We start from the raw sequence: 24843 nt of genomic DNA, 5'->3' as shown, positions 1-24843 counted from the left end.
TTGAATGCTCTCAATAGTCGTTCGCGAATATGCGGATGCGGCGGCGCGGCCGTCCGAGATAGCCGCACGCAATCGCGAGCAGGAGGAAGATCAGCGTTCCCGGCAGGGACAGAACGGTCGTCAGGACCGGGTTCCAGAGGGCGGGTTCAATCGACGTGGTGACGGACCGTTCGAAGGCTTCCAGGAAGGCCGGCGCGCCGGTTTCAAGGTGCTGCATCAGAGAGATGGAGCCGGGCGCCGCGCCTTCGACCGATGGCTGGGTGATGTCGGCGGCAAACGAGATGAGGGCGCCGAGGGCGAAGAGCGCGGCGAGAAACCGCAGCATCAGCCGCGGGCGGGTTTCTGGGTTCACCACGCCCATGACGAGGGCGATCAGGAACGCAGCCCCAGCCAGCCGGAGCAGCCAGCCGTTGTTGGGCTCGCCCGCTGCGTACCACAGGCAACAGTAGGCCGTGGCGCTCAATGCGGCCATTCCGGCGAAGATTTTCAGCAGGACTGACGAGGTCATGGACGCACTATCTCGTTCACCGGCTCGTTCATCGGGCCTGAAAGCGGCGATGAACGGGCGCCATGAGTGGCGCTGGGAGGTAAGCCATTTAGTGTGGCTCAGGCGGGCCGCGGTCAAGTGGCGGAGTTGTTCGAGTGGCGTTGCGCTTCCGTCTCGGATCGGTTAAGTGACCACCTTCGCGATTGCGATGGAGAGGTGGCCGAGTGGTTGAAGGCGCTCGCCTGGAACGCGTGTAGGCTCGCAAGGGTCTCGTGGGTTCGAATCCCACCCTCTCCGCCAACCAACCTGAGACGCCCGCGGTCACACCATTTTTCGCTACGATGCCCCAGCGAGCGAATGCGCTTAGTTCGCCTGTTGGACGTCTGGCCTCAGGCGGATGAAAACGGCTCCGAGGGCCGCTCCGAATATGAAGCCGGAAACATGTCCAGGCTTCGGATATCCCGCATACGCTAGGTCCAGAGCTAATCCTGTCACCAGGACTAGTGCCGCGAGACCGAACGCCGGCCGCCAATCGATGGCGCCAAAGATGGCCAGCACGACAGAACATCCTGCGAAGGCAAATACTGCCTGCGATGCCCCTGTGCCCACATTCCATGGCGCCTCGATCAGAACAGGGCTGATGGCCGTTGCTAAGCCGCCAGCCACAAGCCAGAGAAAGATGAGCCGGAGAGAACCGATTGCCTGTTGCAAAAGGCTTCCAAGCAGGAACAAGCACAGAGCGTTGAAAAGCATGTGCGGGATCTTGGCGTGAACCAATTGGGCGGTTGCCAGGCGCCAAAGCTCCAGATGCGCGAGGTCCTCGAAGGTTGTTCCGCCATAGCTTCTGAGATCAGCGACCTGAGCGGTTTTGAAGAGCGAACCATTGAGATGATAGGCAACTGCCAAGGAGACGGTCACCGTAGCCAATGCCAAGAAACTGGCGGCGCTGAACCACCTGATCGTTCGCGGGCGATCAATCATACGAATATCCGCAACACGCCTCTCAAGCGGAACAGCTCACAATCCAAACACGTCGGCAGTGGGACCAATCGAGGGGCATCATTGAGTGCTTTCGAAGGCGATAGAGGACGCGCCCTGGTCGCCGATTTTATGACGCTCTCTGCAGGCTTTTGATCTTAGCAATCAGGAAATTCCGGCGCCTCGGGCTGGCGAAGCCCAAGAGTAGCGCGCAGGCGCCGGCTTCGAAGGCATTTCCCAGTTCTTCGTCCTGAAGCTCTCCAGCGATCCAGAAAGAAACGCAGCCGCGGAAGTGGAAGGCGAGTTGGTTTGCGAGGATCGCTTGCGCGACGTCCTTCATGTCCGGCGCGATGCCGGAGAAGTTGCCGAGCGCCAGCGACCAGAGCTTTCCAGAGTGCTGGTGGACCGAACTCGGATGGGGACCGGCCACGCCAAGGGACCCCACCACGGCTTTGTGAACCGTGGGCTTCTCCAGCAGGAGTTCAACGCTGATCCGTCCCATCGCCAGAAGGCGGTCGATGGCATCGCCTTCCGGTTCTTCTTCGCGGAAGCGCGTGGCCATGCGTTCGATGAGACGGGACGACAGCGCCTGCATGATCGCGTTCTTGTTGCCGAAATGATTGAACGGCGTCGCGAAGCCGACGCCGGCTTCAACTGCGAGAGCGCGCATTGAGAACTCCGCATTCGGGCTCTCTTCTAAAAGCCGCTCGGCGGCATCCAGCACCACGTCTCGTGCGAGCTGCTTGTTCCGCTCCCTGAGCGGCTGCGGCGTGGCCTTCGCTGCGGACATAAGGTTCCCCTTGAAATTTGCCGTCGCAGAAACCTATATCATGATATAAGTCAAATATCACGATGATAAAAGTGCAGTTGGGCCCTCAATGAGGGGCGGTTTCGATGGAGCAGCCGATGAGCAGTTCAAAGATATTCTTGATCACGGGCGTCAGTTCCGGCCTCGGAAAAGCGTTCGCCGAAGGCGCGCTGGCGGCGGGGCACCGCGTTATCGGCACGGTGCGAAACGCGGAGGCCGCGACTGCTTTCGCCTCCGACAAATCGGGCCGCGCGCACGCCGTGTTGCTGGACGTCACGAATTTCGGCGCGATACCGGATGCCGTCGCGATGGCCGAGCAGGCGGTGGGTCCGATCGATGTCCTCGTCAACAATGCCGGCTATGGACATGAGGGCATCCTGGAGGAAACGCCTTTAGAGGACGTGCGAAGGCAGTTCGATGCCAATGTCTTCGGCGCGGTTGCGATGATCAAAGCCGTGCTGCCGGGCATGCGGGCGCGGCGTTCAGGGCGCATCATCAACGTGACGTCGATGGGCGGCTTCATCACGTTGCCCGGCATCACCGCCTATTGCGGCAGCAAGTTCGCGCTCGAGGGGATTTCCGAAGCGCTGGGCAAGGAAGTGAAGCCGCTCGGCATTCACGTGACGGCGCTGGCGCCGGGGCAGTTTCGCACCGAATGGGCGGGGCGCTCGATGGTGCGCGCAGATAGGAGCATCGCGGACTACGATGCCGTGATGGATCCGATCCGTAAGGGCCGTCAGGCGAAGAGCGGAAAGCAGCCGGGCGATCCGGCCAAGGCAGCGCAAGCCTTGCTGAAGCTCGTTGCGTCGGATAATCCGCCCGAGCGGCTCTATCTCGGCGCTGACGCTCTCAAACTGGTCGGTGATAAGATCGAAGCCATGAAAGCGGAGATGGCGGCGTGGGAGACCGTCTCGCGATCGACCGATTTTGATGAGTGAAGCCGCGGGTTCGGAACATTTCCGAACCCTTCCGTCTGGAGCCCGTGCAGAGCCTTCGCCTGTGCCCGAAGATTGCCGTTGCGTCACGCCGCGGCGTATGATGGGCGAGAGGACGGTTTTGGGGGACACGGGCGACATGAATTCTTCGGGAATGCTCTGGACGGGACGCGTCTTGACCGCGCTGTTTGCTCTTTTCATCCTCGCAGCCTCGGTGGCGCCGAAGCTCGCGGGCGCGACGGTCGTTGACGAGACGCTCTCTCAACTCGGCTGGCCGACGCACTTCGGGCTCATGCTCGGGCTGATCGAACTCGGTTGTCTCGTTCTCTATCTCGTTCCGCGTACGAGCGTTCTCGGCGCCGTATTGATGACCGGGTTCCTGGGCGGCGCCATGGCCACGCAAGTTCGCGTGGGGAGCCCGCTCTTCTCCCATCAGCTCTTCGGGATTTATCTCGGGCTTTTCATGTGGGGCGGCTTGTGGCTGCGTGATGTGAAGTTGCGCGCGCTCTTTCCGCTACGCGCGCCGTGAGTGATTGCGCCAGATCCTCGGATTATAATTTGATAAGATTATTTCAACGAGGCTGTTGCCCTCCAGTGACGCATTTGGCTCAGAGTAACCTCTATAGCCTCTCACACCGGGCTTGATCCGGGACTTAAGAATCCGCTGCGTTCGTCCAACGATTTCGACCTCGGCTGCAATGCGGTGGGGGCATCAGGGATGGGCGTCGTACTCGAATTTCTCGTCATCACTGTCCCCTATTGGGTTCTGAGACTTTGCGGCTACCTGCTTCCGTCCAGCAGATTGAAAGACCGCATCGACGCGTTTTTAAAATTCATAAAGCGGCATCGTCGATACCCGAGTGACAAGTCCGTTTTCAGCGATGTCTTGTACCGGATCAAATCAGGAGGCGAGCTGTCCGATCCTGTCCGCACATTCACGACCGACAAGGAACTCGCAAAGATCTTCATCAGCGGTGTTGTTGGCCCGGCTTATAACGTTCCGACGATTGGGGTCATTCGATCGCGGGCTGAACTCGCCGCATTCCAGTTCCCGGAGCGGTGTTTCATCAAGGCAACGCACTCTTCCGGTCTCAATGTTTTTCGCGAGCGCGGCGAGCCGGTCGATTATGCAAAGCTGGCCGGGTGGCTCGAGCACAGTTATTACAAGAAAAAACGCGAAGCCAATTATCGCGATCTTCGGCCAAAGATCATCGTCGAGCCGCCGATCTTCGAAGGGCGCGATTTCTACGAACTCAGCCTGTTCTGCAATGACGGTGCGGTGAAAGTCATCATCAGGCAGTACGGTAACAAGCTCGCGAAAGGCTTTCGGAGGAGGCGGCTTTATACGGCTGCGTGGGAGGATTGCCATTGCTCGATGGGGTATCCACTCGCGGACGTAGCTGAAAGACCCAAGAAGCTCGATGAAATCATAGTCGCAGTAAATCTCCTGGCCGCTTACTTCTCATTCGTTCGGATCGACGTTTATACGGATGATAATGCATTCTTGATCGGCGAGATCACGCACAGCCACGCTGGCGGCGGGCAGTCCTTCATTCCAAAGAAGGCGGAAATCGACGTGTCGAAATTGATTTTTGACGCTTCACCGAGAAACGCATGAGCCTTGTCCGCTCTTCTTGATCTCGTCTCATTGGCTAGCCCGCGAGGGAAACTCATCACCGCGGCTGAGCGACTGTGGGACTCTGGTCAGTCATCTACGCGCAGGAAACGGCCGCCGGCGGCAACGGCGAGGAGAAGGACGGCGATCAGGATAAACGCGGTAAGTAGGCCAACGGCGTGCGCGATGAAGCCGATGGCGGCCGGACCGGCCAGAATTCCCAAATAGCCGATCATCGTTACGGCCGGCACCGCGACATGTTCAGGCATCGCCTTCTGGCGTCCGATGGCTGTGAAAAGTATCGGCACGACGTTGGCGCAACCGACGCCGACGAGGCCAAAGCCGATGACCGTGCCCCAGGAGGAGGGCACGAGCGTTACGACGAACAGGCCAATGGCGGCGCAGAGGGGACCTGCGAGCAGCATGCGTGCGCGCCCCACGCGCTCGACGACGGCGTCGCCCGTCAGCCGGCATATCGTCATCGTCAATGAGAAGGCCGCGTAGGCCAATCCGCCCAGGGAGGGATCGACGTTTCTGATACTCGTCAGGAAGACTGCACTCCAGTCGAGAACAGAGCCTTCCGTCATGAAGACGACGAAGCACAGAAGTCCGATGAGCAAGACCACACCGTGCGGGATTGCAAACGCAGCGCCATCGCCTTCCGCGCCGTAGGGCAACAGATAGGGCGCTGCCATGGCCATTGCAGCGACCGTAAGCGATACGATGAACATGACGGCCGAGAAGGGGGCCAGTCCTGAAGATAGGAGCAGCGTCATGAGGCCAGCTCCGGCGAGGCCACCCAGACTGAAGAGGCCGTGGAAGCCCGACATCATCGCGCGGCCGCTGGCGCGCTCTACGATGATGGCCTGAATGTTCATGACGCAATCGAGCGTTCCCAAGCCGACGCCGCAGACGAAAAGGGCAAGGGCCAAAAGCGGGAGCGACGACGCGAGTGACAGAACGGGAAGAGCCGAAATGACAAGCTGCACGGCAAAGAGGATGGGGAGGCGGCAGCCGTATTTCTTCGACAGCCATCCCGCGAGCGGCATTCCGGCAACGGACCCGCCGCCGAGGCAGAGGAGAAGCAGACCGAGCCCGGAGTCGCCGAGATCGGTGCGATCCTTGACGTAGGGCACGATCGGGGCCCAGGCGGCGAATGTAAATCCCGCAACAAAGAAGCAGACGCGGGTAGAAAATTGCTCTGCGCGGCCTGGCAGGGTTGAGCTCGGGCTCGTCGGCGATGCTGACATTCTTCTGGTCGATTCCGCTTTTCTTGGCGGGCGACGGAAATGCCAGCGTCTGCGGCGGCATTGGCCCGCTACCCGCGAACAGGCCGGCTTTGTAAAGCCACTGCCGCTTTTGCTGCAGGACGAATGAAGCGTCGCTGAGCAAATGGACGCGCCCGGGGAGGCGATGCCAGTTATTCTCTCCGTTGGAGGCTGAATGCGGTGCTCGCGCGTTTCGCGTTCCGTCACCTTAGCGAAACGCAAAGTGTTTGGTTGTCACCTGCGCGCGCACATCACTCACGCTTGTGATTTATGCTGAGTGCAAACTCAAACATTCCTTGAGCGATCTGCAAAAGCTCTGTTGACGAGTTTCGCTGTGACGTGGCGAACATAGACGTGTGCGGATCTTTACGCTACGACGGGTGCATTCTCTCTTTTGCATTCTTTCAAGTCATTTTCGCGCGTTTGGCCGACTCTTCCTTTTTATGGGTAGCTTTCAGCAGCCGACTTTCTTGCGTGCGTGCCAGCTCATTTTTCGAATTTATATTGTCCGACGGAGGTTCTCGGTGAAGATTTTATTTGTGAGTCCGGAGGTCCCGTCCTTCGGTGAGACAGCCGGCATTGCAACCTATCTCTCCGAAGCTACAGCCGCTCTTCACGCTGCCGGTCACGAGTGCCACGTGCTCACGTGGCGCGATGGTGTTCAGCTCTTTCGCACGTCCAATCAGTTCAAGCACGTTCTGCACGAGGTCCCTATCGATCTCGATGAACACCCGAGGGTAGAGCGGAATCTCGTGATATCGGCGACGGTGGCTGATGCCGTGCTTGCGCTGCATCGAAAGCACAACTTCGATATCATCGAAGGAACCGACTGGCGTGCTCCGCTGTACTGCCTGCTGCAGCGGCGCAACGTTGAGCCTTCTCTCCGGAACTGCGTCATCACCGTGTTCAATCACGGCACGACCTACAACATTGCGAGGCACCAGAAAGCGTTCATTCCGAGGTCGATCTATCAGACGATCAATCTCGAATACCAATGCTTCCGTTTGGCGGACAAAGTCATATGCCCCTCAGCCGCGACAGCAAAGAATCTGGTGGTGTCGCACGATGTTGCGGCCGATCGGATTGTAGTCATTCCTGAACCTCTCGGGATGGCGGCGAAGCCAATCTCCGCCGCGTGGGTGCCTGCGAAGGTTCTCTGGTATGGGTCCGTCATCGTCTCGAAAGGGCTTGCGCAGTTTACCGAACTCGCCAAGCGGTTCCTCGACTACAATGCGCAGTTGAAGGTCGAATTTCTCGGGCCGGTTCATCCGATGGATGTGCCGATGGCGGAGTTCCTGCAGAAGATCTTGCTGGAGTTCTATCCCTTCGGCGATCGCGTCTCGCTTTGTCCCGGGCGGCCGCGCGAGCTTTCGCTTCAGCGCATCGGCGATTCCGACATTCTCATCAACATGTCGCCTCGGGAGACGTTTTGCTACGCGGCCGCCGAGTCGATCCTTTGCGGTGCTGCACCGGTGATGCTGGCCGGCAGCGCGCAGAGTGAATTCATTCCGCCAAGCCTCAGGCACCGTTATTGTGTGAACAACGGTGCGCGCGATATCTCGACGTATCCTGTCGACCAATTCTTTCTGAATTTGGAGAACGATCGGCCAGAGATCATTCAGTACGTGACTGATCTGACGGCGCCTCAGCGGTACGTGGAGGCCTATGAGCGGCTCGCACCGAAGCCTTCTTCAATGCATGTTGCGCCGGCCCGCAGAGAAAGCGATTGGGGCGTTAGCATCCTCATCCCCGCGCACAATCCGGACGAATTTCTTCTCGAGACGGTCCAATCCGCGCTTCATCAATCGGAAATTCCGGCGAAGATCATCGTGGGCAATGACGGCAGTTCGAAGCCTCAGTCGTTGGACGTGCTGAAGAAAGCGGCGAGCTATGAGAACGTTTCCGTCGTCAATTTCAATTGGCGCGGCCTCGCCGAGACGCGAAACCGTCTGCTCGCCGTATGCGATACTCCGCTCTTTGCATTCGTCGATGCGGACGATCTCATCTGTCCCGACTTCGTCGCCGTCAGCCGGCGCTACCTGCAGGACAATTTTGCGGAGAACGTGCGCTCCGTTCAGGGCTGGTACGAAATGTTCGGCAGCGAGTCCGGAGTTCGCGCGCCGACGGTTTTTCAGCATTTTTCGCACTTCGTGTGGAATGATCTGAAGAACAACCACATGGGCCATACGGAATCCTTCCAGGGCCTCAAGTACAATAGCGGGCTGACCCGAGGTGAGGCGGAAGATTGGGAGTTCTGGCTCCGCTACTTCAAGGCGGGGTATGAGACGCGGGTCATCCCGCAGGTCTTATGGCGCTACCGCCGTCACCCGGGTGCGATGTCGGTGAAGTGGTCGCAAGAGATGTCGGTTGGCACAGCTCGCGCTAATTCACGCGTGTTGAGCGAATATCTGGCGACGGCGACGCGGTCCACCGAGCACATTTGGGAATTCATCGGCGACTATCTCTATCTCGGCGAAGTCTTCTTCAGCGGTTCGCCGCCGGGCGGGTTCGCCGGGAACGGTTCAATGCGCGTTGCGAAAATTCAGCGTTCGTTGTCCGAGTTCCAGCGGAGGGGCCGCCCCCCGAGCCGGAAGCAACGTCTCGCGCTCAGTCTCATGCGTAGCTTGTCGCATTCTTTCAGCAATTGAATTTTTGCCGCGTAGGCGTCGAGGATTGCGATCCGGCGAATTTGCCGGAGCACGGCTTGGTGTGCCCAGACCTACGCAGTTCCTGCCGCTGCCACTCAGTCGGACCAATCGGCCACGGGCCCCGCATTTTATATTTTTTTTCGAATAATGCCTTTTCAAGGGATGCAAGCATGCTTCCGAAATTGGATGTTATCGTCCCCGTCCGGGATGGGGAAAAGTATATTGGGTCTGCGATTTCCAGCCTGATTGCCGATGCGGCATTCGTAAACAAGTTGATCGTGGTCGACGACGGTTCTTCGGATGGAACTGTCGCCATCCGCTCCAATCTGAATTGGAAGGGGAGGCTCGAGATCATCCAGCAGCCGAAGCTTGGAATCTCAGCTGCGCTCAATCGTGCGCTGGTGGCTGCCGAGATGCCGTTGGTGGCACGTATGGATGCCGATGACATTTCCATTCCCGGGCGCTTTGCGGCACAGATCAGCTATCTTCAGTCGCATCCGGGTGTGGCCGCGGTTGGTACACAGGTGATGGTCATCGATGCGGAGGGCAAAGCGACGGGCGACCGTTCGAACTATCCGCTCGATCCCTCTGCCATTCGAACGCAGCTTTACAGGAAGGGGAGTTGCGCGATTTCGCATCCGACCGTCGTGATGCGGAAGGATGCGGTTCTGGCCTGCGGCGGCTATCGAGGCGCGTTCCAGCACGCGGAGGACTATGATCTCTGGCTGCGGCTGTCCGAGCGGCATCACATCGCGAACCTGCCCGAGGCATTCTTGTATTACCGGCTTCACGATGCGCAGGTCGCATCGCGCTTTCATGCGCGGCAGTCGTTCTCGCGTGACTTGGCGCTCTATGCGGCGCGCGAGAGAGAGGCTTCAGGCCGAGATCCCTGTGCGGAACTTAAGGAAGCTCCAAACTTCGAAGATCTGATGCGATCAGCGGGGCGCCATGGACCGACAATCCGTGCGCTTGCAACGGCCTATGACGCGATCGTCGCCATGCAGGAAAAGCGCCGGACGTCGCTCACGCTGGCAGCGGCAGAGGCGATACCGGCTCTTGCGCTGAAGCGCTATCTGGGCGAGAGCCGGCGCCGCCGCTATGCGCTTATTCGCAATGCGGCTTGGACGGAATTGACGAGTTGGAATTTCCGGACGGCGCTTGAAGCCTATTTCGCGTTTCTGCAGTGCCGGATCGGCGATAGCAAAATGTTTCAATCATTGGCTCGGAGCTTCAGTGTGACAGGCTGAAGCTATCAAGTCTTCGGATAAGCGCGGGCGCTTGTTCTTCGTGACGACTGGCAGTCAGCGGATGACCAATGCGATGTCGCGCAGAACGCGCGTCTCGAGGCGTGCTTCTTCGAGACGGTACTTCAAAACGTCGCCGATGCTGATGATGCCGACGACGCGGGCGCCGTCTCGAACGGGAAGATGACGGATCCGCCGGTCCGTCATGAAGCGCGCGGTCTCGGCGATGGGATCGTCCGGCGCGCAGGTCGGCACATTGCGGCTCATCACGTCGGACGCATGCAGCGCGCCAATGCCGGAACCGTGGAAGGCGACGCCCGATGAAATATCGCGTTCGGAAATCATGCCGTCGAGCGTTCCTGCGCCGGAGCTTACCACTACGGCGCCGACGTTTTCCGTAACGAGCCGGTGCGCGACCTCGCAAACGCTATCGCCGGGCCGCACGGTGACGACTTCAGTGCCCTTCGCCTGCAAGATGTTTGCAACCTTCATAGCTCGTCTCCGGTGTTAGGCCATGAAAGGCAAGTAGTGGGACTCTGTTGCCATGCAAGGTCAAGTCCGGCTTGGGGGCTGCCTGAAAACTTCTTCGTGATGCGTACTGAACGCATAGATACTTGCGGTTTCGGTGCAGATTTAATGATCGGGAGTTTTTTAGCACTGCCCAAGATTAGTGGGTACGCATCATTCCGCTTCGCGCGCAATGAGCTTGCGCTTGCGGTCAATGCCCCAGCGATAGCCGGACAGCGAGCCATCGCTGCGCACGACGCGGTGACAGGGAATGGCGATGGCAATCTTGTTGGCGGCGCAGGCGGCGGCGACGGCGCGCACCGCATTTGGCATGCCAATCCGGCCGGCAATCTCGGAATAGGTGGCTGTCGTGCCGCATGGAATTTCGCGGAGCGCTTGCCAGACGCGATGCTGAAAGGCCGTTCCGCGCACGTCCAGCGGAAGATCGAAGCCGGTTGCGGGTGTCTTCACGAGGCCGATCACCTTTGCTACGACAGCTTCATAAGCCTCATCGCCGCCGATCAAGACGGCGTTTGGAAAGCGGTCCTCGAGTTCGTGCAGAAGCGTTTCGGGATCCTCTCCGAGGAAGATGGCGGCGATGCCTTTGTCGCTGCTGGCGACGAGGATGGCGCCGAGCGAACACTGGCCGACCGCGAAGCGCAGCTCAGCCTTAATGCCGCCGGAGCGAAACGCAGCGGGTGCCATGCCGAGCATCGCATCGGCCTGATCGTAGAAGCGGCTCGTCGAGTTGAAGCCAGCATCGTAGATGGCTTCGGTGATGGATCGGCTGTTGGCGAGGCTTGTCTGCACCTGCTTGCGGCGGTGGGCCATGGCGTAGGCTTTCGGCGTCAATCCGGCGATCGCTTTGAATAGGCGATGGAAATGGTAGGGGCTGATGTCTACTGCTGCGGCGAGTTCGGCAAGAGCCGGCGGCGCTTCCGCTTCCTCGATCATCCGGCAGGCGAGGGCGATTTTTGCCGCATAGGTATCGCGCAACGATTGTTCGTTCGGCTTGCAGCGCTTGCACGGCCTGAAGCCCGCGGCTTCGGCTTCCTGGCTCGTTGCGTGAAATCTGACATGCTTGCGCTGCGGCCGCCGCGCGGGGCACGACGGGCGGCAGTAGATACCGGTGCTGGCGACGGAATAGACGACTTTGCCGTCAAAGGCGGGATCGCGCTTTTCGACTGCGTTCCAGAAATCGGCTGCTTCGTTACCAAGCGGGAGCGAAGGCTGCAGAGTCTCGCCTGCGTCGAATCCCGGTTGTGCTGTTCTTGATCTCATTGCTTCACGATAGCCAAGGTTTGAGGCGGGCGCACTCCGTTACTTGCTTTCAAACTCTGCGGAGTCGACCGTTTGAAGCTTCAGCGAAGCGTGGCCGGAACCAATGGCGCCGCTCCACCTTAACCCCTCGGGTCCGATCCGGCATGACGCGCGGCTCGGCTGTGCCCGGTGGCTGCCGATGGACGCTGTTGCACACGAGAAATCATCTGGCATTGCGAACGTCTTCGTTACTGCCGTTCCGGCGCTGCTCTTCGGGGTGCGTTTGACGGCGGCGGTGTCCCTTGCGCTTTTCACCGCTTTCTACCTTGAACTCGATGCGCCCTATTGGGCGGGCACGTCGGCCGCGATCGTTTGCCAGCCGGTCGTCGGCTCTTCGCTACTCAAAGGCGTCTACCGGCTGGTGGGAACGCTGGTGGGCACGATTGCGGCGCTGGCACTCACGGCCGTGTTTCCGCAGGAGCGCGCGGGGTTTCTGTTCGCAATGCTTCTTTGGGCTGCGGCTTGCTCGTTCGTTTCGACTTTGCTGAAAAACTTTGCGGCCTATGGCGCGATGCTGGCTGGTTATACGCTGATCATTATTGCAAGCAGCGTCATTCCCCAGCCCGACCAGATATTCCAGATCGCAATGAACCGGGCGTCGGAAATCAGCATCGGGATTGCGAGCGGAACGTTGGTGATTGCGCTTACATCCCTCGGCGACTCGCCGCAACGGCTGGAGATGCTGCTGTCGGAGCTCATTGAAGAAACGGCTCGGCACTTCGAAGGAATACTCGCCGAACCTTGGAGCGCTGCTGGCCCCGAGAAGCGGCGCATGCTTATCAAGCGAACAGCGGATCTCATACCGGTTATCGATCAAGCGGCGGGCGAGTCCCCGGAAATCATGCAGAGAAGAGCCATACTGCGCGTCGCAGTCGATGGCTTGTTTGCAGCAATATCCGGCGCGCGGATCGTGGAGACGCACCTTCGCGGGCTTCCCAGCGACGAGGCCAATCATATCGCGGCGGAGATTGCAGATGTGCTTCCTCCGGAATGGAGCCCGGGAGCAGCGCTCTATCGCGATTTCGACGCGGCGCTCGTGCGTAAGTTCATGGCGATCAAGACGAACGATGTTTCGTGGCGGCTTGCGGCGGATGCGAGTGCTGAGGTTGCGACCGGTTTGGAAGCTGCAGCGAACGGTCTCGCGCTTCTGCGCGATCCGCGCACGGCGCGGGACGCCGTACGCATGCCCAACGTCATCGTCGCCGATTATCTGCCGGCGCTCGTCAATGCCATACGCGTTTTCATCGGCGTCGGCATCGCGGTGCTTTTCTGGATTGTCACGCAGTGGCCAGCCGGCCTGTACGCCGTTATGTTTTCCGGCATCACGATCATGCTCCTTTCGCCGCTCTTGGACCTTTCCTCAAAAGCTGCGTTGGGACAGGTGGTGGGCACGCTGATCGCGGCTGTCGTCGCCGGGCTGCTCAAGTTCACGGTGCTTATCAATCACGAGACGTTCCTCGCGTTGTCTCTCATCTTGTCGCTTGCGCTCGTTCCGATCGGGGCGCTGTCGGTCGTACCGCTGTTCGCCCCTGTCTTCATCCCGGCCACAGTCAACTTCATGCCGCTGTTCGCGCCGACAAACGTGATGACTTTCGATCCGCAGAACTATCTCAATACGGCGCTCGGTCTCGTGGCCGGTTGCGTGGCGGGAGGGATCGCCCTCGTGCTCATACCGCATCCTTCGCCGGCACATCGGGCGCAGCGCTTGGTCGATCTGTCCATTCGCGACCTGCGGCGGCTTGCAGCCGGGCGGCGGCGCTGGACTTTTACCCAATGGCAGGGCCGCATCTACTCGCGGCTGGCCGCGCTGCCCGAGGAGGCTGACCCTGTTCAGCGATCGCGGCTTGTTTCGACGCTGCCCGTCGGCGTGCAGCTCATCCGACTTCGGCCGCTGTCGAAGCACGGCCGGATCGGTGCGGAAATCCGGGATTTCTCCGACGCGCTGGCTGCCGGAGATCTACCGCGGGTCCGGCACATTCTGAAAGTTCTCGATAAGGAGATCGCGTCCATTCCCGAATCCGAGCCCGGGGTGCGCGGGCGAATGCGCGCGCGGGCCATGCTGCTTGCGGTGGCCGAGGCTGTCGCGCGCTCGACCGACTTTTTCGGAAGCCAGCCCACATGAGCTTCGTCGAAATCAACATCCTGGGCGTTCTCATTTCGCCGCTTGTGCCGCTGATGGCGCTGGCGTTCGCAATCACGATGATATTGCGCGTGATTGCAGTCGAGCTTGGTTTGGCGCGCCGTGTGTGGCATCCGGCCCTTTTCGAGTTTTCCGTGTTTCTTATCGTCTTGTCGGCCACGGTTGTCATCTTTGGGCATCTTAAAATTTATCATTAGGCTCGGTCAGCATGCCAGAGATTGCATCAACCGGCCGTGAGGCACCGCTCAGCAAGGCCGCGAGCCGGGAGAGGAAAACAACCGTCTACGATCCGCCCTCCGTGCGGAGACGTCTCAGGATCTTTCCCGTCCTGGCGACGCTGTTCTTCGCGGCGCTCGCGGGCGGAGCGCTGTGGATATTGTGGCAGGATTACATGTCCTCGCCCTGGACACGCGATGGGACAGTCCGGGCCTACGTCGTGAGGCTAGCGCCCGAGGTTTCGGGCCGGGTCGTCGACCTTCCGATCAAGGATAATCAGTACGTCAAGAAGGGCGAACTGCTGATGAAGATCGATCCGCGCGACTACAATGTTGCGGTCGATCTTGCCAATGCGGCCATCAAGCAGGCTCAGGCCGACCTCGAAAACAAGATCGCACAACGTGAGCGGCGGAAAGCCCTGAGTGATCTGGCGGCGTCAAAGGAAGAGCGGCAGACCTATACGTCGGCCGCGGAAATGGCTGAAGCCACGCTGGCGCAGCAGAAAGCTAATCTCACGCAGGCAAACAACAATCTGGCACGCACCGAGCTTCGCTCGCCCGTGAACGGCTGGGTTACAAATTTGCTGATCCGGCAAGGCGATTATGCGACGGCCGGGCAGCAGGTCGTGTCCATCGTGGATGCAGATTCGTTCTGGATGGACGGCTACTTCGAAGAGACGGCTTTGAAGCACATCAAGGACGGCGATCCGGCCAAGATCTGGCTGCTCGGCTACAACAAGGTCTTGCACGGACATGTGGACAGCGTGTCTCGCGGTATCGTGGTGTCGAACGCAACGCCAGGTAAGAGCGGCCTTGCGACCGTCAATCCGATCTTCACGTGGGTACGGTTGGCGCAGCGCGTTCCGGTGCGCATCGATTTCGATGAGATTCCAAAGGACCTACGGCTTGTCGTCGGCATGACGGGCACCATCGAGGTCGAACCGAAGTCCGGGAGCGCGAAGCCTGAAACGCCAAAGCCGGAAACCCCAAAGTCCGAAACGCCGCGCGGGGAGGCAAAGGCGCCTGAAGGAGCGAAGGAAGGGGGCGGCCGCGGGGCCAAGGGCGCCAGCAGCGGTGAAGTCGGAAAGGGGACGGAAAAGAGTTCCAAGTCATCGAGAGGGGGAAGGCGTCGCAGACCTTCCGTGCACGTGCATTGAAGTCGGTGCTTTATGGTTTGAGTGCGGAATATTTCAAAATCGAAGGAACCGGGGCGGATCTCTGCTGTTGTCAGGCAAACTTTGAGGATTCGCCCTATGTCACTTTTTTCGCAGAGCATTGCCGAGAAATTGAAGCTCGCTGCCAACAAGGAGCTGGCGCAACGATACGCGCGGCGGCAAGAGCACGCACGGGAAGTGCAGGACCGGCGGGGCAGGACCGTGACGGTCGTCAAAGTTCAGCGTTCCAACCGGTCGAACGGTCTGCTCGACGATTAGGCGGGGCTTTCCAGCGTTTCTTCTTCGATTTTAAGGCGCAGGACGGGGTAAGCGTTTGTTTACCCCGGTACGGCACATTTGTTCGAAATCTGTTCAGATTTGGAGCCGTTGTCCGTCATGCGTCGCTCGTGGTTCTTGGGTTCAGCCGCCGTCGCTGTCCTCGCTCTCGCTTCTCCGCTCTCGCGCGTTCTTGCCGAGAGCACAGAGACGGTGGGGGTCACGGCGGACGGCTCACAACTCGAAGCAGCGGGTGCCGACAGCGATCCGGAAGCTTCGGCAAAGAACCTCAATACCATTCCGGAAGACGGCTCCGGTTCGCGGCGGTCCGCAGGAGCGGATAGTCCTCTCGTTCGCCGGCTCATCGCATCGCGTCCGAATGAAGACTTGGTGATCTGCGTTGCGGGATGCTTCAGCGGGCGCGATCCCGTCGTTTACGCGCAGCCAGCCCAGAAATATCTGCGTAAGCCGGTTGCCGCGCAGACGTCGCTTTCGGGGCCGATGCAGAACCCCGGCCAGAAGATTGCCGTCGACCCGAAGCCGGGGAAAGCCGCGGCGGCAGATGTGCCGTTGATGCCGAGCGAAGATCCGCACGCGCCCAAAATCATCAATGGGGCGAATTAAGCGCGCGTTGCCCGCTTACACCCAAATCGAGCAAGGCTAGGGCGAAAGCGCTCTTAATGTCCCTCGAATTGCTCATTCGATTCAGCTGATCTTTGGGTTGATCCAAATCGCGAGGCCGCGACGGATCACGCGTGCGTCCCCGTTGTTACCCCGACGGCCGGTAAATTCCCCCTGCCTATCCCCGGCCCAAAGGAGAGCGCCTATGAAAACTTTATCTCGCGGTACGTGGATCGCACTTGCGGCCGTCATCGCAGTGCCCGCGACCATTGCCATCGCCAAGCCGGGCGAGAAGATGTCGCCTGAGACCCGCACGCGTCTGCAGGAAGGCAAGCTCGCGATGGTGAAGACCGCGCTTCAGCTAACACCCGATCAGGAAAAGCTCTGGGCTCCTGTCGAGACGCAAGTTCGCGAAGGTTTCAAAGCCCGCCAAGCGGCGCGCGAGGAATGGAAGAAAAAGATAGAAGAGCGAAAGGCTGAGCAAGAGAAGGGCGGCGAGCAGAAGCGCGCCGATCTTGCCGACCGCATTCAGAAGATGAGCCAGCGGATGAGCGAGCGCGCCGACCGCATGAAGGCGTTCTCGGCGGCGTTCAGCCCGTTCTACGCTTCACTCACGGATGAACAGAAGGATGTGCTGAGGCCGCTGATGAAGCAGCTGATGCATCACGGCCGCGGTCATAAGTTTGCCGGCGGATGGGGCCCAGGCGGCCGTCACGGCGGCTGGTCCGGGCACGAAGGCAAAGGCGGCCCGATGATGCAAGACAACGACGACGATCGCGGTGAGCCCGACAAGAAGGGCTGATCCGGGTCCGGCCCTCTTCTCCTGACAGAGTTCCCCAGACTGGCCGGGCATATAAAAAGCCCGGCCTTTTTTATGGGCCGGGCTTTTTTTGTTTGGCCCTGGCGACTCTCCTCCGGAGAGCCGGCCGCCAGGGCGGGAAGTATTAGCGCGCTGGGCGGCTGCGGTCGCCGTCTTCCCGGCGCTTCATGAACTTAGGAGCATCCGTTCCGCCCTTCCATGACGGACGGCCTTCGCCGCCGCCCTGATGGGGCTTTCTCGGTCCATGTTGACGGGCGCCATCTGCTTGACGGGGACCGTCGCCATGACGTGCGGGACGCGCATCGCCACGATGCTCAACGCGGGGTGCGCCTGCGCGGTGTTCACCATTGCGGTTCTCACCCTGGCGATGTTCGCCGGGACGATCGCCAAAGGAACGGCGCGGGCCACGGGGGCCGTCCTGATGGGGACGATCCGAACGCGGCTTGTGCTCGCGGTCAGCGACGCCGAACTTGGCGGCGCCTTCGCCCGCGGGACGGGCAATCGAGGCTGCCGGATCGTAGGGCTTACGTTCCGGACGCTCGCGGCGGCGGTCATCCGGCCGGTTGCCAGACTGATCGCCAGCTGCCCGGTCCTGACGGGGACGGCCGTTGGCTGCGCCCTGGAATGCCGGACGGCCACGATGGCCTTCGGCACCACGTCCACCGCGCGGCGGGCCCGAGCGGCGCGGACCGTTGTCGTCACGGCGGCGTTCCGGCATGGGCAAGTCTTCGCCGCCGATGTCGTCGATGACTTCGATCGGCTGCTTCATCATCTTCTCGATGGCGCGGATTTCGCCACGCTCCGAGGGATCGCACAGCGAGATCGCGATGCCTGTCGTGCCCTTGCGGGCCGTACGGCCGACGCGGTGCACGTAGGTTTCCGGGTCGAGCGGCATGTCGAAGTTGACGACGTGCGTGATGTTGGAAACGTCGATACCGCGGGCGGCGATGTCGGTCGCCACGAGAACGCGGATGTGGCCGAGCGTGAAGTCGTTCAGCGCGCGCTGGCGGGCGTTCTGCGCTTTGTTGCCGTGGAAGGCGGACGAGCTGATGCCCGCCATGCCCAGCCGGTCGGCAACGCGGTCGGCGCCACGCTTCGTCCGCGTGAAGACGATGACGCGCTTGGCTTCTTCGTCGGCGAGGATCGTGTGCAGGCGGCTCTGCTTTTCAGCGGAGCGGACCATCATGACCTTCTGGTCGATACGGTCGACGACGATGGTCTTCGACGAGAGATCGATGCGGTAGGGGTCCTGCAGGATATCGTAGGCGAACTTCTTGATCTCCGTCGCCATCGTTGCCGAGAAGAGCGCGGTCCGGCGCTTCTGCGGGATGAGCGAGACGATCTTGTTGATGTCGCGGATGAAGCCCATGTCGAACATACGGTCGGCTTCGTCGATGACCAGCGTCTGCACGCCGGAGAGATCGCAGCTGCGCATATTGACGTGATCGAGGAGACGGCCAGGCGTCGCGACGAGAACGTGGACGCCACGCTTCAGCGCGTTGATCTGCGGGCCTTTGCTGACGCCGCCGAGAACGACCGCACGGCGGAGGTTCATGAAGCGCGAGAGCTTTGCGACTTCCTGGTCGATCTGGACGGCAAGCTCACGCGTCGGCGCGAGGATGAGTGCCACGACCTGTTTCCAGCCGGGCTCGAGGCCTTCGGCGGCAATCTTGTTCAGGATCGGAATAAGGAAGGTGGCGGTCTTGCCCGAGCCCGTCTCAGCCAAGCCGAGCAGGTCGCGGCCTTCCAGCTGCGGCGGGAGCGCCTGCTGCTGGATGGGAGTCGGCGACGTGTACCCGCACTGCGTCAGGGCACGCGAAAGAGGCTCGGCAAATCCGAAAGCCTCGAAAGTCTGTACTGTCAAAGTGGAAAAGTCCCAAGGGCTTCGTTCCCCGCGCATCCTGTGCCGGGGTTCGTCCCATGGCCCACACCGGCGCTTTCGGGGTGCGGCCTTGTCTATAAGGATTGATCTCAATGCAGGGTCGAGCGCGGTGATTGAACCGCTTAAAGTGGCACGAGGACCCGAGCGCCATCGAAGAGCAATGCGGGGTGTATCGTGGTGTTTGTATTAAAAGTCAAGCTGTACCGGGAGTGCGTGCGTCTCTGACGCGGCGGCTGGGCCTTACTTTTCAATGCTTTGCATTGCGCAGGGCTTCGCTTTTCAGCGAAGGCCGGCGGCGATGGCGCGGCGCATCGCGTCCATTACACCCGGCTCCGTCATTGAATGTCCGGCATGATCAATGATGTCGAGGTGGCAGCCCGGCCAGGCGGCGGCGAGGGCGTAGGCGTTCTTCGGGGGGCACAACAGGTCGTAGCGGCCTTGAATGATGGTGCCGGGAACGCCAGCCAGCCGAGATGCGTTTGCGAGCAGTTCTCCGGGCTCCAAGAAGAAGCTGTGCTTGATGTAATGCGCCTCGAAGATGGATGTGGGCGGCAGTCGCGCGTCGCTCGCGACTTCGTTCGGCAGCGCGGCATTTTTGGGCGCGAGTTCGGAGAGTGCGCGCTCATAGGCGAACCACACGTGGGCGGCGGGAGCGTGAACGGCCGGATCTGGATCGGTGAGACGCTTGACGTAGGCACCTAGCGGGTCGTTGCGCTCGCGGGGCGGAAGGTGATTGCAGAAGGCTTCGAACAGCTCGGGGCGGAAAATACGCGGGCCATCGACGAAGGCCCAGCGGACCTCTTCGTCTGTGCCCAGAAAGACCGCACGCAGAATAAGTCCGGAGGCGCGACTCGGGTGGTGCTCGGCGTAGGCGAGAGCGAGGGTCGAACCCCATGAGCCTCCAACCAGAAGCCATTTCTCGATCCGAAAATGTTCGCGCACGTGCTCGAGATCGGCGATCAGATGCTTCGTGGTGTTGGCATTGCAGCAAAGATAGGGATGGCTGCGTCCGGCGCCGCGCTGATCGATGAGAAAGACGTGGTCCCGTGCCGGATCGAACAATGTTCGATGCAGGACCTGCGAGCCGCTGCCGGGGCCGCCGTGCAGGAAGACGATGGGGCGCCCACCTTTGCAGCCCACTTCTTCAACATAAATCCAATGGCCATCGCCGACATCGAGCATGCGGGCGTCAAAGGGGCGGAGCGATTCAGGGAGAGTCTTCATCGCCCAAGTGCTGAGCACGCTTTTCGATAAACGGCAAGATCGGGCGGTAAGCGGCGCGCAACCATCGTACACGGAAGGGCATCCGCCCGTCTGCCCAAGTGTCGTACGACCTTCACGTGCGCATGCGTGATTTGAAATTACGGCGCGCAGAGGGCATTCTGCTGTGCATCTTTTTTAGTCTGCTTGGAAGCTTGAGAAACTCTTGGTTTCCGGGACGTGATGAATTGACGAAATCTGAATCGATACTTACCTGCCCCACGCCACCAACTCGGGTGTTGAGCGTTATGAAGATCAAAACGCCGATCTCAATGGAGTAAAATATGATCCAGAGCAAACTTTGGAAGGCGCCCCGCGCATTGACGATAGGCGTAACGCTCGCAGCGGTGCTCGGTATGCATTCGGCAGCGGCAACTTCCGCGAACGCTGCGGAAACCATCGTTGGGACGTGGGCCGGCGGCGGTTCCGTCAGCTTTTCGACTGGCACCAAGGAAGGCGCAAAGTGCCGTGCACGGTTCTCCAAAAGTGGTCCGCTGAGTTACGTCATGAATGCATCGTGCGCGACGGCATCGGCGCGGGTCGATCAGTCTGCTCAGATCAGGAAGGTTGGCGCGAACAGCTACGCCGGCAACTTCTTCAACGAGCAGTACAACACCGGCGGACAGATCCGCATCACCGTCAACGGCCGCAGCCAGACTGTCCGGCTTTCGGGCGAAGCGGGCAGCGCGGTCTTTACGCTGAGCAAGCGCTGAGGCGCCAAACGTTCACGAAACAACGGCGCGCGAGATTTGCGCGCCGTTCCTGATTTTGAAATCCGAAAAATTTGAGCATGGGGGCCGGGACCGGGTTTGGTCGGCGCGCGGCAGAAATCGTGCGCGCCCGTAATTTCTCATACACTCAACAACTGCATTTCATTGTAATTTGACTGCATCGCTGATTCGCTCTCGGAGGACATGCCGCACATGCGGGTCCGCTCCCGGTGAGCGGGTGTAACTTCGGCGACAATGCCCAACACCCACTCGCCGTCTTCCCGGAGCCCACTATGACGCGTCGTTTTCTGAGCGCGGCTGCCGCTGCGCTGCTGCTTGCATCCCCATTCCATACCGCTTCGGCGGACGTGATCGACGCCTCCACGCTCACCTGCCGCGATCTCGTTGCAAAAGCGGCGTCGTCCGACAAAAAGGAGGAGTATGGCGCGAGCGTCATTCTCTATTGGGTTGCGGGCTATCTGGCGACGGTAGAGCAGGGCACGGTCGTAGACTTCGACAATCTCGGGACCGAGTTTGGGCAAACGATCGAGTTTTGCGGCGATAATCCCGATATCGGCGTCATGACTGCCGCGCAAAAGTACATGGGCGAGAATGCCGAGGACGCGACGTCGAAAGCCATCGACCTTGCCATCCTGAAGTGCGAGGGCGTGATGAACTCGGATGTGGAGGATGCCGACGGACTGGGGCAGATCCTCATGTGGCTCGCCGGCTATCACGCGAGCTACGCCGAGTCGAAGGTCATCGATACGGACAAGTTCAAGAAGAGCATCGAGAAGATCGCGAACTACTGCGCCGAGAACCCGCAGATGGGGCTCTTCACCACGAGCGAGAAGTTCATGGGCGGAGACGGCGAGTAGGCGGTCTGCATAAATAAACTACCGGAGCGAAGTGGCGCGTTTGCGCTCTAAACTGCGCAATTCTGTAGCTAGCCTACTTCCTCCGGTTTGTTGCGCTGCTGGATGCTCAAGCGCCTCGAGGGCAAGTTCCAGCATCCGAGACAGCGGTGTAGATGAATTCTCCCACGTTACGATGGTTTGACGGCTGACATCGAGTTCCATGCGCAGCCGTTCTTGCGTATAGTTGTTTCGCTTTCTCCAAGCTTTCAAATCGGCGCCGATCATTTGTCCACCTTAGGCCCAATCGTTAGCACCCATTCGCTTGCGCGGAATTTGCCCTTCCATAGGTTGAGAGAGATCTGACGCAGACGGAGAGTTACCTGAGACGGTGCTCGCCACTCATTTGAAATGCCACATAACTGGATGTCGTGTTTTTTTACATTTCCACCAGCGTCAGACATGTATTGGCTCCAAAATAAGGCCCGATGCGGACCAATCCTATTCTGGAAGCTATTGCTGATTGGTTAACGGATGCTTAATCCCTGTCCTTTTATTTACACGACCTGCGCCGTGCCGAGGTTGCCTGTCTAAATGGACGGGCCTCGAACGCTCAAAGGGAAGTCTATTACTCCCCTTCGCGCCGTTCGCTGGCGAATTCGGCTTCGAGGTCGCGTTCGAGCGTGACGAGGTCTTCGGGCAACGGCATGCCGGTTGCCCTGATCTGATTGAGCTTTTCTTTCAGCGAGAGGTAAAGCTCATGCCGGTCCTGCGGCTCGTTCTGCATCTCGGTCAGCAGTAACGCGATTTCCTGCTTGATCTGCTCGAAGGCCATGATCGCACCCTTTCACGAAAGGAGATGCAGGCGGACTACTCCGCCGCCTGCTTGTCGGCGTAACCGAGCTGCGCGTTGAGCTTCTCGATGAGATCGGCCGCGGCTTCGGGAATGTTGGTGCCCGGGCCGAACACCGCTTTCGCGCCGGAGCGGAAGAGCTCTTCGTAATCGGATGGCGGGATGACGCCACCAACAACGATCATGATGTCGCCGCGACCTTCCTTGTCGAGGGCGGCCTTGAGTTCCGGCACGAGCGTCAAGTGTCCGGCCGTCAGCGATGAGACGCCGATGACGTGCACGTCGTTTTCGACGGCCTGGCGCGCGGCTTCGTCGGCCGTTGCGAACAGCGGTCCGATGTCGACGTCGAAGCCCAAGTCGGCGAATGCGGAGGCGATGACCTTCTGGCCGCGGTCGTGGCCGTCCTGACCGAGCTTGGCGATGAGAATGCGCGGGCGGCGGCCATCGTTCTTGTCGAAGGCTTCGACCAATTTCTTGACGCGATCAACGCTCGGGTTCATCGCCGCTTCCTTCTTATAGACGCCGCTGATGGCGCGGATTTCGGCCTTGTGACGGGTGAAGACTTTTTCCAGCGCGTAGGAGATTTCGCCGACGGTCGCCTTCTTGCGCGCGGCCTGCACAGCGAGATCGAGCAGGTTGGCGTTGCCCTTGGCGCCCTCTGTCAACGCGTTGAGGGCTGCTTCGACTTCGCCCTCGTTGCGTTCGCTGCGCAGGCGGTCGAGCTTGGCGAGCTGGGCTTCGCGCACGGCGCGGTTATCGACCTTCAGGAAGTTGACCTCCCGGTCGCCCTTGATCTGGTACTTGTTGATGCCGGTGATCGTCTGGCGGCCGCTGTCGATGCGGGCCTGTGTGCGGGCGGCGGCTTCTTCGATGCGCAGCTTCGGGATGCCGGCGGCGATTGCTTTCGCCATGCCGCCTTGCTCTTCGATCTCCTGGATATGGGTCATGGCTTTTCTTGCCAGCTCATACGTCAGGCGTTCGACGTAGTGGCTGCCCCCCCACGGATCGATGGTGCGCGTGGTGCCGCTTTCCTGCTGCAGCAGAAGCTGCGTGTTGCGGGCGATGCGGGCGGAGAAGTCCGTCGGCAGCGCGATGGCCTCATCAAGGCCGTTCGTGTGCAGCGACTGTGTGTGGCCCTGCGTTGCGGCCATGGCTTCGAGGCACGTGCGCGTCGCGTTGTTGAAGATGTCCTGCGCGGTCAGCGACCAGCCGGACGTCTGTGAGTGCGTGCGCAGAGACAGCGAGCGCGGGTCCTTGGGATTGAACTCTTCCTTGATGAGCTTCGCCCAGAGGAGACGCGCGGCGCGCATCTTGGCGATCTCCATGAAGTAGTTCATGCCGATCGCCCAGAAGAACGACAGGCGCGGTGCGAACGCATCGATATCGAGACCGGCGTTGACGCCGGCGCGTGCGTATTCGATGCCGTCGGCGATCGTGTAGCCGAGTTCGAGGTCCGCCGTCGCGCCCGCTTCCTGCATGTGATAGCCGGAAATCGAGATCGAGTTGAACTTCGGCATGTTCGCGCTGGTGTAGGCGAAGATGTCGGAGACGATGCGCATCGAGGGTGCGGGCGGATAGATGTAGGTGTTGCGCACCATGAACTCTTTCAGAATGTCGTTCTGAATGGTTCCGGCGAGCTTCTGCGGCGGCACGCCTTGTTCTTCGCCCGCCACGATGAAGAGCGCGAGAATGGGCAACACGGCGCCGTTCATCGTCATGGAGACGGTCATGTCCTGGAGCGGAATGCCGTCGAAGAGAACGCGCATGTCGTAGATGGAATCGATCGCCACGCCGGCCATGCCGACATCGCCCTTCACGCGCGGATGATCGGAATCGTAGCCGCGATGGGTCGCGAGATCGAAGGCGATGGAAAGACCCTTCTGTCCGGCTGCGATGTTGCGGCGGTAGAAGGCGTTGGAATCTTCCGCGGTCGAGAAGCCGGCGTACTGGCGAATGGTCCAGGGCTGCAGCGCGTACATCGCGGGATATGGTCCGCGCACATACGGAGCAATGCCCGGCATGCCGTCAATGAAATCGAGACCGGCGGTATCCGCGTCGGTGAAGACGGGTTTGACCGGGATGCCTTCCGGCGTTTCCCAGACGGGCGCCTCGGGGGCAGTGGCCTTAGCGGCCGGTTTTGCGGTCGCGGGCGGGTCGAGAGGCACCTGTGCGAAATTCGGGATCGACGTCATTTAGGGCACTGATCCGGTATGAGATGATGGTTTGTGAAGCAGTCCGCTGCACGGTA

The 24843-nt window shown here is 60.4% G+C and carries 24 protein-coding genes and 1 tRNA gene; 14 read left to right on the top strand and 11 right to left on the bottom strand.

Annotated elements, in window-relative coordinates; genetic code table 11:
- Window positions 1-10: 10 nt before the first annotated feature.
- On the bottom strand, window positions 11-508 hold the full coding sequence (locus VFG26_RS12670) for a hypothetical protein (RefSeq protein WP_325025808.1): 498 nt from the start codon (window positions 506-508) through the stop codon (window positions 11-13).
- 189 nt (window positions 509-697) lie between these two features.
- Between VFG26_RS12670 and VFG26_RS12665 the strand changes: the two genes are divergently transcribed.
- A tRNA-Ser gene (locus VFG26_RS12665) sits at window positions 698-787 on the top strand.
- A gap of 63 nt (window positions 788-850) precedes the next feature.
- Here the strand turns inward: VFG26_RS12665 and VFG26_RS12660 are convergent.
- Both VFG26_RS12660 and VFG26_RS12655 read right to left on the bottom strand, forming a co-directional pair.
- The gene (locus tag VFG26_RS12660; RefSeq protein WP_325025806.1) at window positions 851-1468 is read right to left on the bottom strand and encodes a rhomboid family intramembrane serine protease; all 618 of its coding nucleotides are present in this window, start codon (window positions 1466-1468) and stop codon (window positions 851-853) included.
- Between the two features lie 127 nt (window positions 1469-1595).
- Entirely contained in the window at window positions 1596-2255 is a 660-nt protein-coding gene (locus VFG26_RS12655) for a TetR/AcrR family transcriptional regulator (protein WP_325025805.1), read from the bottom strand.
- 116 nt (window positions 2256-2371) lie between these two features.
- On the opposite strand from VFG26_RS12655, the gene VFG26_RS12650 reads away from it, so the two are divergent.
- From VFG26_RS12650 to VFG26_RS12640, 3 genes are all read left to right on the top strand, one after another.
- Window positions 2372-3211: an oxidoreductase gene (locus VFG26_RS12650; protein ID WP_325025803.1), complete on the top strand. Its 840-nt coding sequence runs from the start codon at window positions 2372-2374 to the stop codon at window positions 3209-3211.
- 136 nt (window positions 3212-3347) lie between these two features.
- Window positions 3348-3737: a DoxX family protein gene (locus tag VFG26_RS12645; RefSeq protein WP_325025802.1), complete on the top strand. Its 390-nt coding sequence runs from the start codon at window positions 3348-3350 to the stop codon at window positions 3735-3737.
- Between the two features lie 189 nt (window positions 3738-3926).
- Window positions 3927-4826 (top strand): ATP-grasp fold amidoligase family protein, encoded by a 900-nt coding sequence (locus tag VFG26_RS12640; RefSeq protein WP_325025800.1) that lies wholly within the window; start codon window positions 3927-3929, stop codon window positions 4824-4826.
- Between the two features lie 86 nt (window positions 4827-4912).
- Here VFG26_RS12640 and VFG26_RS12635 read toward each other — a convergent pair whose 3' ends face one another.
- On the bottom strand, window positions 4913-6073 hold the full coding sequence (locus VFG26_RS12635; RefSeq protein ID WP_325025798.1) for an MFS transporter: 1161 nt from the start codon (window positions 6071-6073) through the stop codon (window positions 4913-4915).
- Window positions 6074-6615: 542 nt separating this feature from the next.
- On the opposite strand from VFG26_RS12635, the gene VFG26_RS12630 reads away from it, so the two are divergent.
- Together VFG26_RS12630 and VFG26_RS12625 are read left to right on the top strand one after the other, a co-directional pair.
- Entirely contained in the window at window positions 6616-8739 is a 2124-nt protein-coding gene (locus VFG26_RS12630) for a glycosyltransferase (protein ID WP_325025796.1), read from the top strand.
- A gap of 170 nt (window positions 8740-8909) precedes the next feature.
- Window positions 8910-9986, top strand: coding sequence for a glycosyltransferase (locus VFG26_RS12625; protein ID WP_325025793.1), 1077 nt, complete (start codon window positions 8910-8912; stop codon window positions 9984-9986).
- A gap of 54 nt (window positions 9987-10040) precedes the next feature.
- On the opposite strand, the gene VFG26_RS12620 is transcribed toward VFG26_RS12625, so the two are convergent.
- Window positions 10041-10475 (bottom strand): CBS domain-containing protein, encoded by a 435-nt coding sequence (locus tag VFG26_RS12620; protein WP_325025791.1) that lies wholly within the window; start codon window positions 10473-10475, stop codon window positions 10041-10043.
- Between the two features lie 189 nt (window positions 10476-10664).
- Window positions 10665-11771: a bifunctional DNA-binding transcriptional regulator/O6-methylguanine-DNA methyltransferase Ada gene (gene ada, locus VFG26_RS12615; protein ID WP_325025790.1), complete on the bottom strand. Its 1107-nt coding sequence runs from the start codon at window positions 11769-11771 to the stop codon at window positions 10665-10667.
- Window positions 11772-11874: 103 nt separating this feature from the next.
- On the opposite strand from ada, the gene VFG26_RS12610 reads away from it, so the two are divergent.
- The 6 genes from VFG26_RS12610 (at window position 11875) to VFG26_RS12585 (ending at window position 17018) form a co-directional block, all read left to right on the top strand.
- A complete protein-coding gene (locus VFG26_RS12610) occupies window positions 11875-13932 on the top strand; it encodes an FUSC family protein (RefSeq protein ID WP_325025788.1) in 2058 nt (685 codons plus the stop codon).
- On the top strand, window positions 13929-14147 hold the full coding sequence (locus VFG26_RS12605) for a DUF1656 domain-containing protein (protein WP_325025786.1): 219 nt from the start codon (window positions 13929-13931) through the stop codon (window positions 14145-14147). The genes VFG26_RS12610 and VFG26_RS12605 overlap by 4 nt, the downstream gene beginning before the upstream one ends.
- Before the next feature lie 11 nt (window positions 14148-14158).
- Complete coding sequence (locus VFG26_RS12600; protein ID WP_325025784.1) at window positions 14159-15322, top strand: HlyD family secretion protein; 1164 nt, start codon at window positions 14159-14161, stop codon at window positions 15320-15322.
- Window positions 15323-15418: 96 nt separating this feature from the next.
- Window positions 15419-15598: a hypothetical protein gene (locus VFG26_RS12595; RefSeq protein WP_325025782.1), complete on the top strand. Its 180-nt coding sequence runs from the start codon at window positions 15419-15421 to the stop codon at window positions 15596-15598.
- 117 nt (window positions 15599-15715) lie between these two features.
- Window positions 15716-16219, top strand: a complete 504-nt coding sequence (locus tag VFG26_RS12590; RefSeq protein WP_325025780.1) for a hypothetical protein — start codon at window positions 15716-15718, stop codon at window positions 16217-16219.
- A gap of 202 nt (window positions 16220-16421) precedes the next feature.
- Entirely contained in the window at window positions 16422-17018 is a 597-nt protein-coding gene (locus VFG26_RS12585) for a Spy/CpxP family protein refolding chaperone (protein WP_325025778.1), read from the top strand.
- A 142-nt stretch (window positions 17019-17160) separates the two neighbouring features.
- Here the strand turns inward: VFG26_RS12585 and VFG26_RS12580 are convergent, their stop codons facing one another.
- Entirely contained in the window at window positions 17161-18900 is a 1740-nt protein-coding gene (locus VFG26_RS12580; RefSeq protein ID WP_325025776.1) for a DEAD/DEAH box helicase, read from the bottom strand.
- Between the two features lie 297 nt (window positions 18901-19197).
- On the bottom strand, window positions 19198-20142 hold the full coding sequence (gene pip / locus VFG26_RS12575) for a prolyl aminopeptidase (RefSeq protein ID WP_325025775.1): 945 nt from the start codon (window positions 20140-20142) through the stop codon (window positions 19198-19200).
- Window positions 20143-20462: 320 nt separating this feature from the next.
- Here pip and VFG26_RS12570 point away from each other — a divergent pair, with 320 nt between their 5' ends.
- Both VFG26_RS12570 and VFG26_RS12565 read left to right on the top strand, forming a co-directional pair.
- On the top strand, window positions 20463-20891 hold the full coding sequence (locus VFG26_RS12570) for a hypothetical protein (RefSeq protein WP_325025773.1): 429 nt from the start codon (window positions 20463-20465) through the stop codon (window positions 20889-20891).
- 290 nt (window positions 20892-21181) lie between these two features.
- Window positions 21182-21766, top strand: coding sequence for an HdeA/HdeB family chaperone (locus VFG26_RS12565; RefSeq protein ID WP_325025771.1), 585 nt, complete (start codon window positions 21182-21184; stop codon window positions 21764-21766).
- Between the two features lie 18 nt (window positions 21767-21784).
- Here the strand turns inward: VFG26_RS12565 and VFG26_RS12560 are convergent, their stop codons facing one another.
- From VFG26_RS12560 to scpA, 3 genes are all read right to left on the bottom strand, one after another.
- Window positions 21785-22030 (bottom strand): helix-turn-helix domain-containing protein, encoded by a 246-nt coding sequence (locus tag VFG26_RS12560; protein WP_325025769.1) that lies wholly within the window; start codon window positions 22028-22030, stop codon window positions 21785-21787.
- Between the two features lie 340 nt (window positions 22031-22370).
- Window positions 22371-22577 (bottom strand): hypothetical protein, encoded by a 207-nt coding sequence (locus VFG26_RS12555; protein ID WP_325025767.1) that lies wholly within the window; start codon window positions 22575-22577, stop codon window positions 22371-22373.
- A gap of 35 nt (window positions 22578-22612) precedes the next feature.
- Window positions 22613-24787: a methylmalonyl-CoA mutase gene (scpA, locus tag VFG26_RS12550; RefSeq protein WP_325025765.1), complete on the bottom strand. Its 2175-nt coding sequence runs from the start codon at window positions 24785-24787 to the stop codon at window positions 22613-22615.
- Between the last annotated feature and the right edge of the window lie 56 nt (window positions 24788-24843).

It is taken from the genome of Hyphomicrobium sp., from assembly GCF_035687085.1.
Classification (GTDB): Bacteria; Pseudomonadota; Alphaproteobacteria; order Rhizobiales; family Hyphomicrobiaceae; genus Hyphomicrobium_B.
Note: the sequence above shows the minus strand (reverse complement) of the source record. Positions and strands in the feature narration are given on the sequence as shown.

Excerpts from the sequence above, each read along its gene's own strand:
- VFG26_RS12650 (WP_325025803.1), top strand. The coding sequence starts at position 2,372 with ATGAGCAGTTCAAAGATATTCTTGATCACGGGCGTCAGTTCCGGCCTC.
- VFG26_RS12555 (WP_325025767.1), bottom strand. The coding sequence starts at position 22,577 with ATGGCCTTCGAGCAGATCAAGCAGGAAATCGCGTTACTGCTGACCGAG.
- VFG26_RS12625 (WP_325025793.1), top strand. The coding sequence starts at position 8,910 with ATGCTTCCGAAATTGGATGTTATCGTCCCCGTCCGGGATGGGGAAAAG.
- VFG26_RS12670 (WP_325025808.1), bottom strand. The coding sequence starts at position 508 with ATGACCTCGTCAGTCCTGCTGAAAATCTTCGCCGGAATGGCCGCATTG.
- VFG26_RS12645 (WP_325025802.1), top strand. The coding sequence starts at position 3,348 with ATGAATTCTTCGGGAATGCTCTGGACGGGACGCGTCTTGACCGCGCTG.
- scpA (WP_325025765.1), bottom strand. The coding sequence starts at position 24,787 with ATGACGTCGATCCCGAATTTCGCACAGGTGCCTCTCGACCCGCCCGCG.
- VFG26_RS12660 (WP_325025806.1), bottom strand. The coding sequence starts at position 1,468 with ATGATTGATCGCCCGCGAACGATCAGGTGGTTCAGCGCCGCCAGTTTC.
- VFG26_RS12635 (WP_325025798.1), bottom strand. The coding sequence starts at position 6,073 with ATGTCAGCATCGCCGACGAGCCCGAGCTCAACCCTGCCAGGCCGCGCA.
- VFG26_RS12655 (WP_325025805.1), bottom strand. The coding sequence starts at position 2,255 with ATGTCCGCAGCGAAGGCCACGCCGCAGCCGCTCAGGGAGCGGAACAAG.
- VFG26_RS12620 (WP_325025791.1), bottom strand. The coding sequence starts at position 10,475 with ATGAAGGTTGCAAACATCTTGCAGGCGAAGGGCACTGAAGTCGTCACC.
- VFG26_RS12590 (WP_325025780.1), top strand. The coding sequence starts at position 15,716 with ATGCGTCGCTCGTGGTTCTTGGGTTCAGCCGCCGTCGCTGTCCTCGCT.
- VFG26_RS12585 (WP_325025778.1), top strand. The coding sequence starts at position 16,422 with ATGAAAACTTTATCTCGCGGTACGTGGATCGCACTTGCGGCCGTCATC.
- VFG26_RS12565 (WP_325025771.1), top strand. The coding sequence starts at position 21,182 with ATGACGCGTCGTTTTCTGAGCGCGGCTGCCGCTGCGCTGCTGCTTGCA.
- VFG26_RS12605 (WP_325025786.1), top strand. The coding sequence starts at position 13,929 with ATGAGCTTCGTCGAAATCAACATCCTGGGCGTTCTCATTTCGCCGCTT.
- VFG26_RS12595 (WP_325025782.1), top strand. The coding sequence starts at position 15,419 with ATGTCACTTTTTTCGCAGAGCATTGCCGAGAAATTGAAGCTCGCTGCC.
- VFG26_RS12600 (WP_325025784.1), top strand. The coding sequence starts at position 14,159 with ATGCCAGAGATTGCATCAACCGGCCGTGAGGCACCGCTCAGCAAGGCC.
- pip (WP_325025775.1), bottom strand. The coding sequence starts at position 20,142 with ATGAAGACTCTCCCTGAATCGCTCCGCCCCTTTGACGCCCGCATGCTC.
- ada (WP_325025790.1), bottom strand. The coding sequence starts at position 11,771 with ATGAGATCAAGAACAGCACAACCGGGATTCGACGCAGGCGAGACTCTG.
- VFG26_RS12610 (WP_325025788.1), top strand. The coding sequence starts at position 11,875 with ATGGCGCCGCTCCACCTTAACCCCTCGGGTCCGATCCGGCATGACGCG.
- VFG26_RS12640 (WP_325025800.1), top strand. The coding sequence starts at position 3,927 with ATGGGCGTCGTACTCGAATTTCTCGTCATCACTGTCCCCTATTGGGTT.
- VFG26_RS12560 (WP_325025769.1), bottom strand. The coding sequence starts at position 22,030 with ATGATCGGCGCCGATTTGAAAGCTTGGAGAAAGCGAAACAACTATACG.
- VFG26_RS12570 (WP_325025773.1), top strand. The coding sequence starts at position 20,463 with ATGATCCAGAGCAAACTTTGGAAGGCGCCCCGCGCATTGACGATAGGC.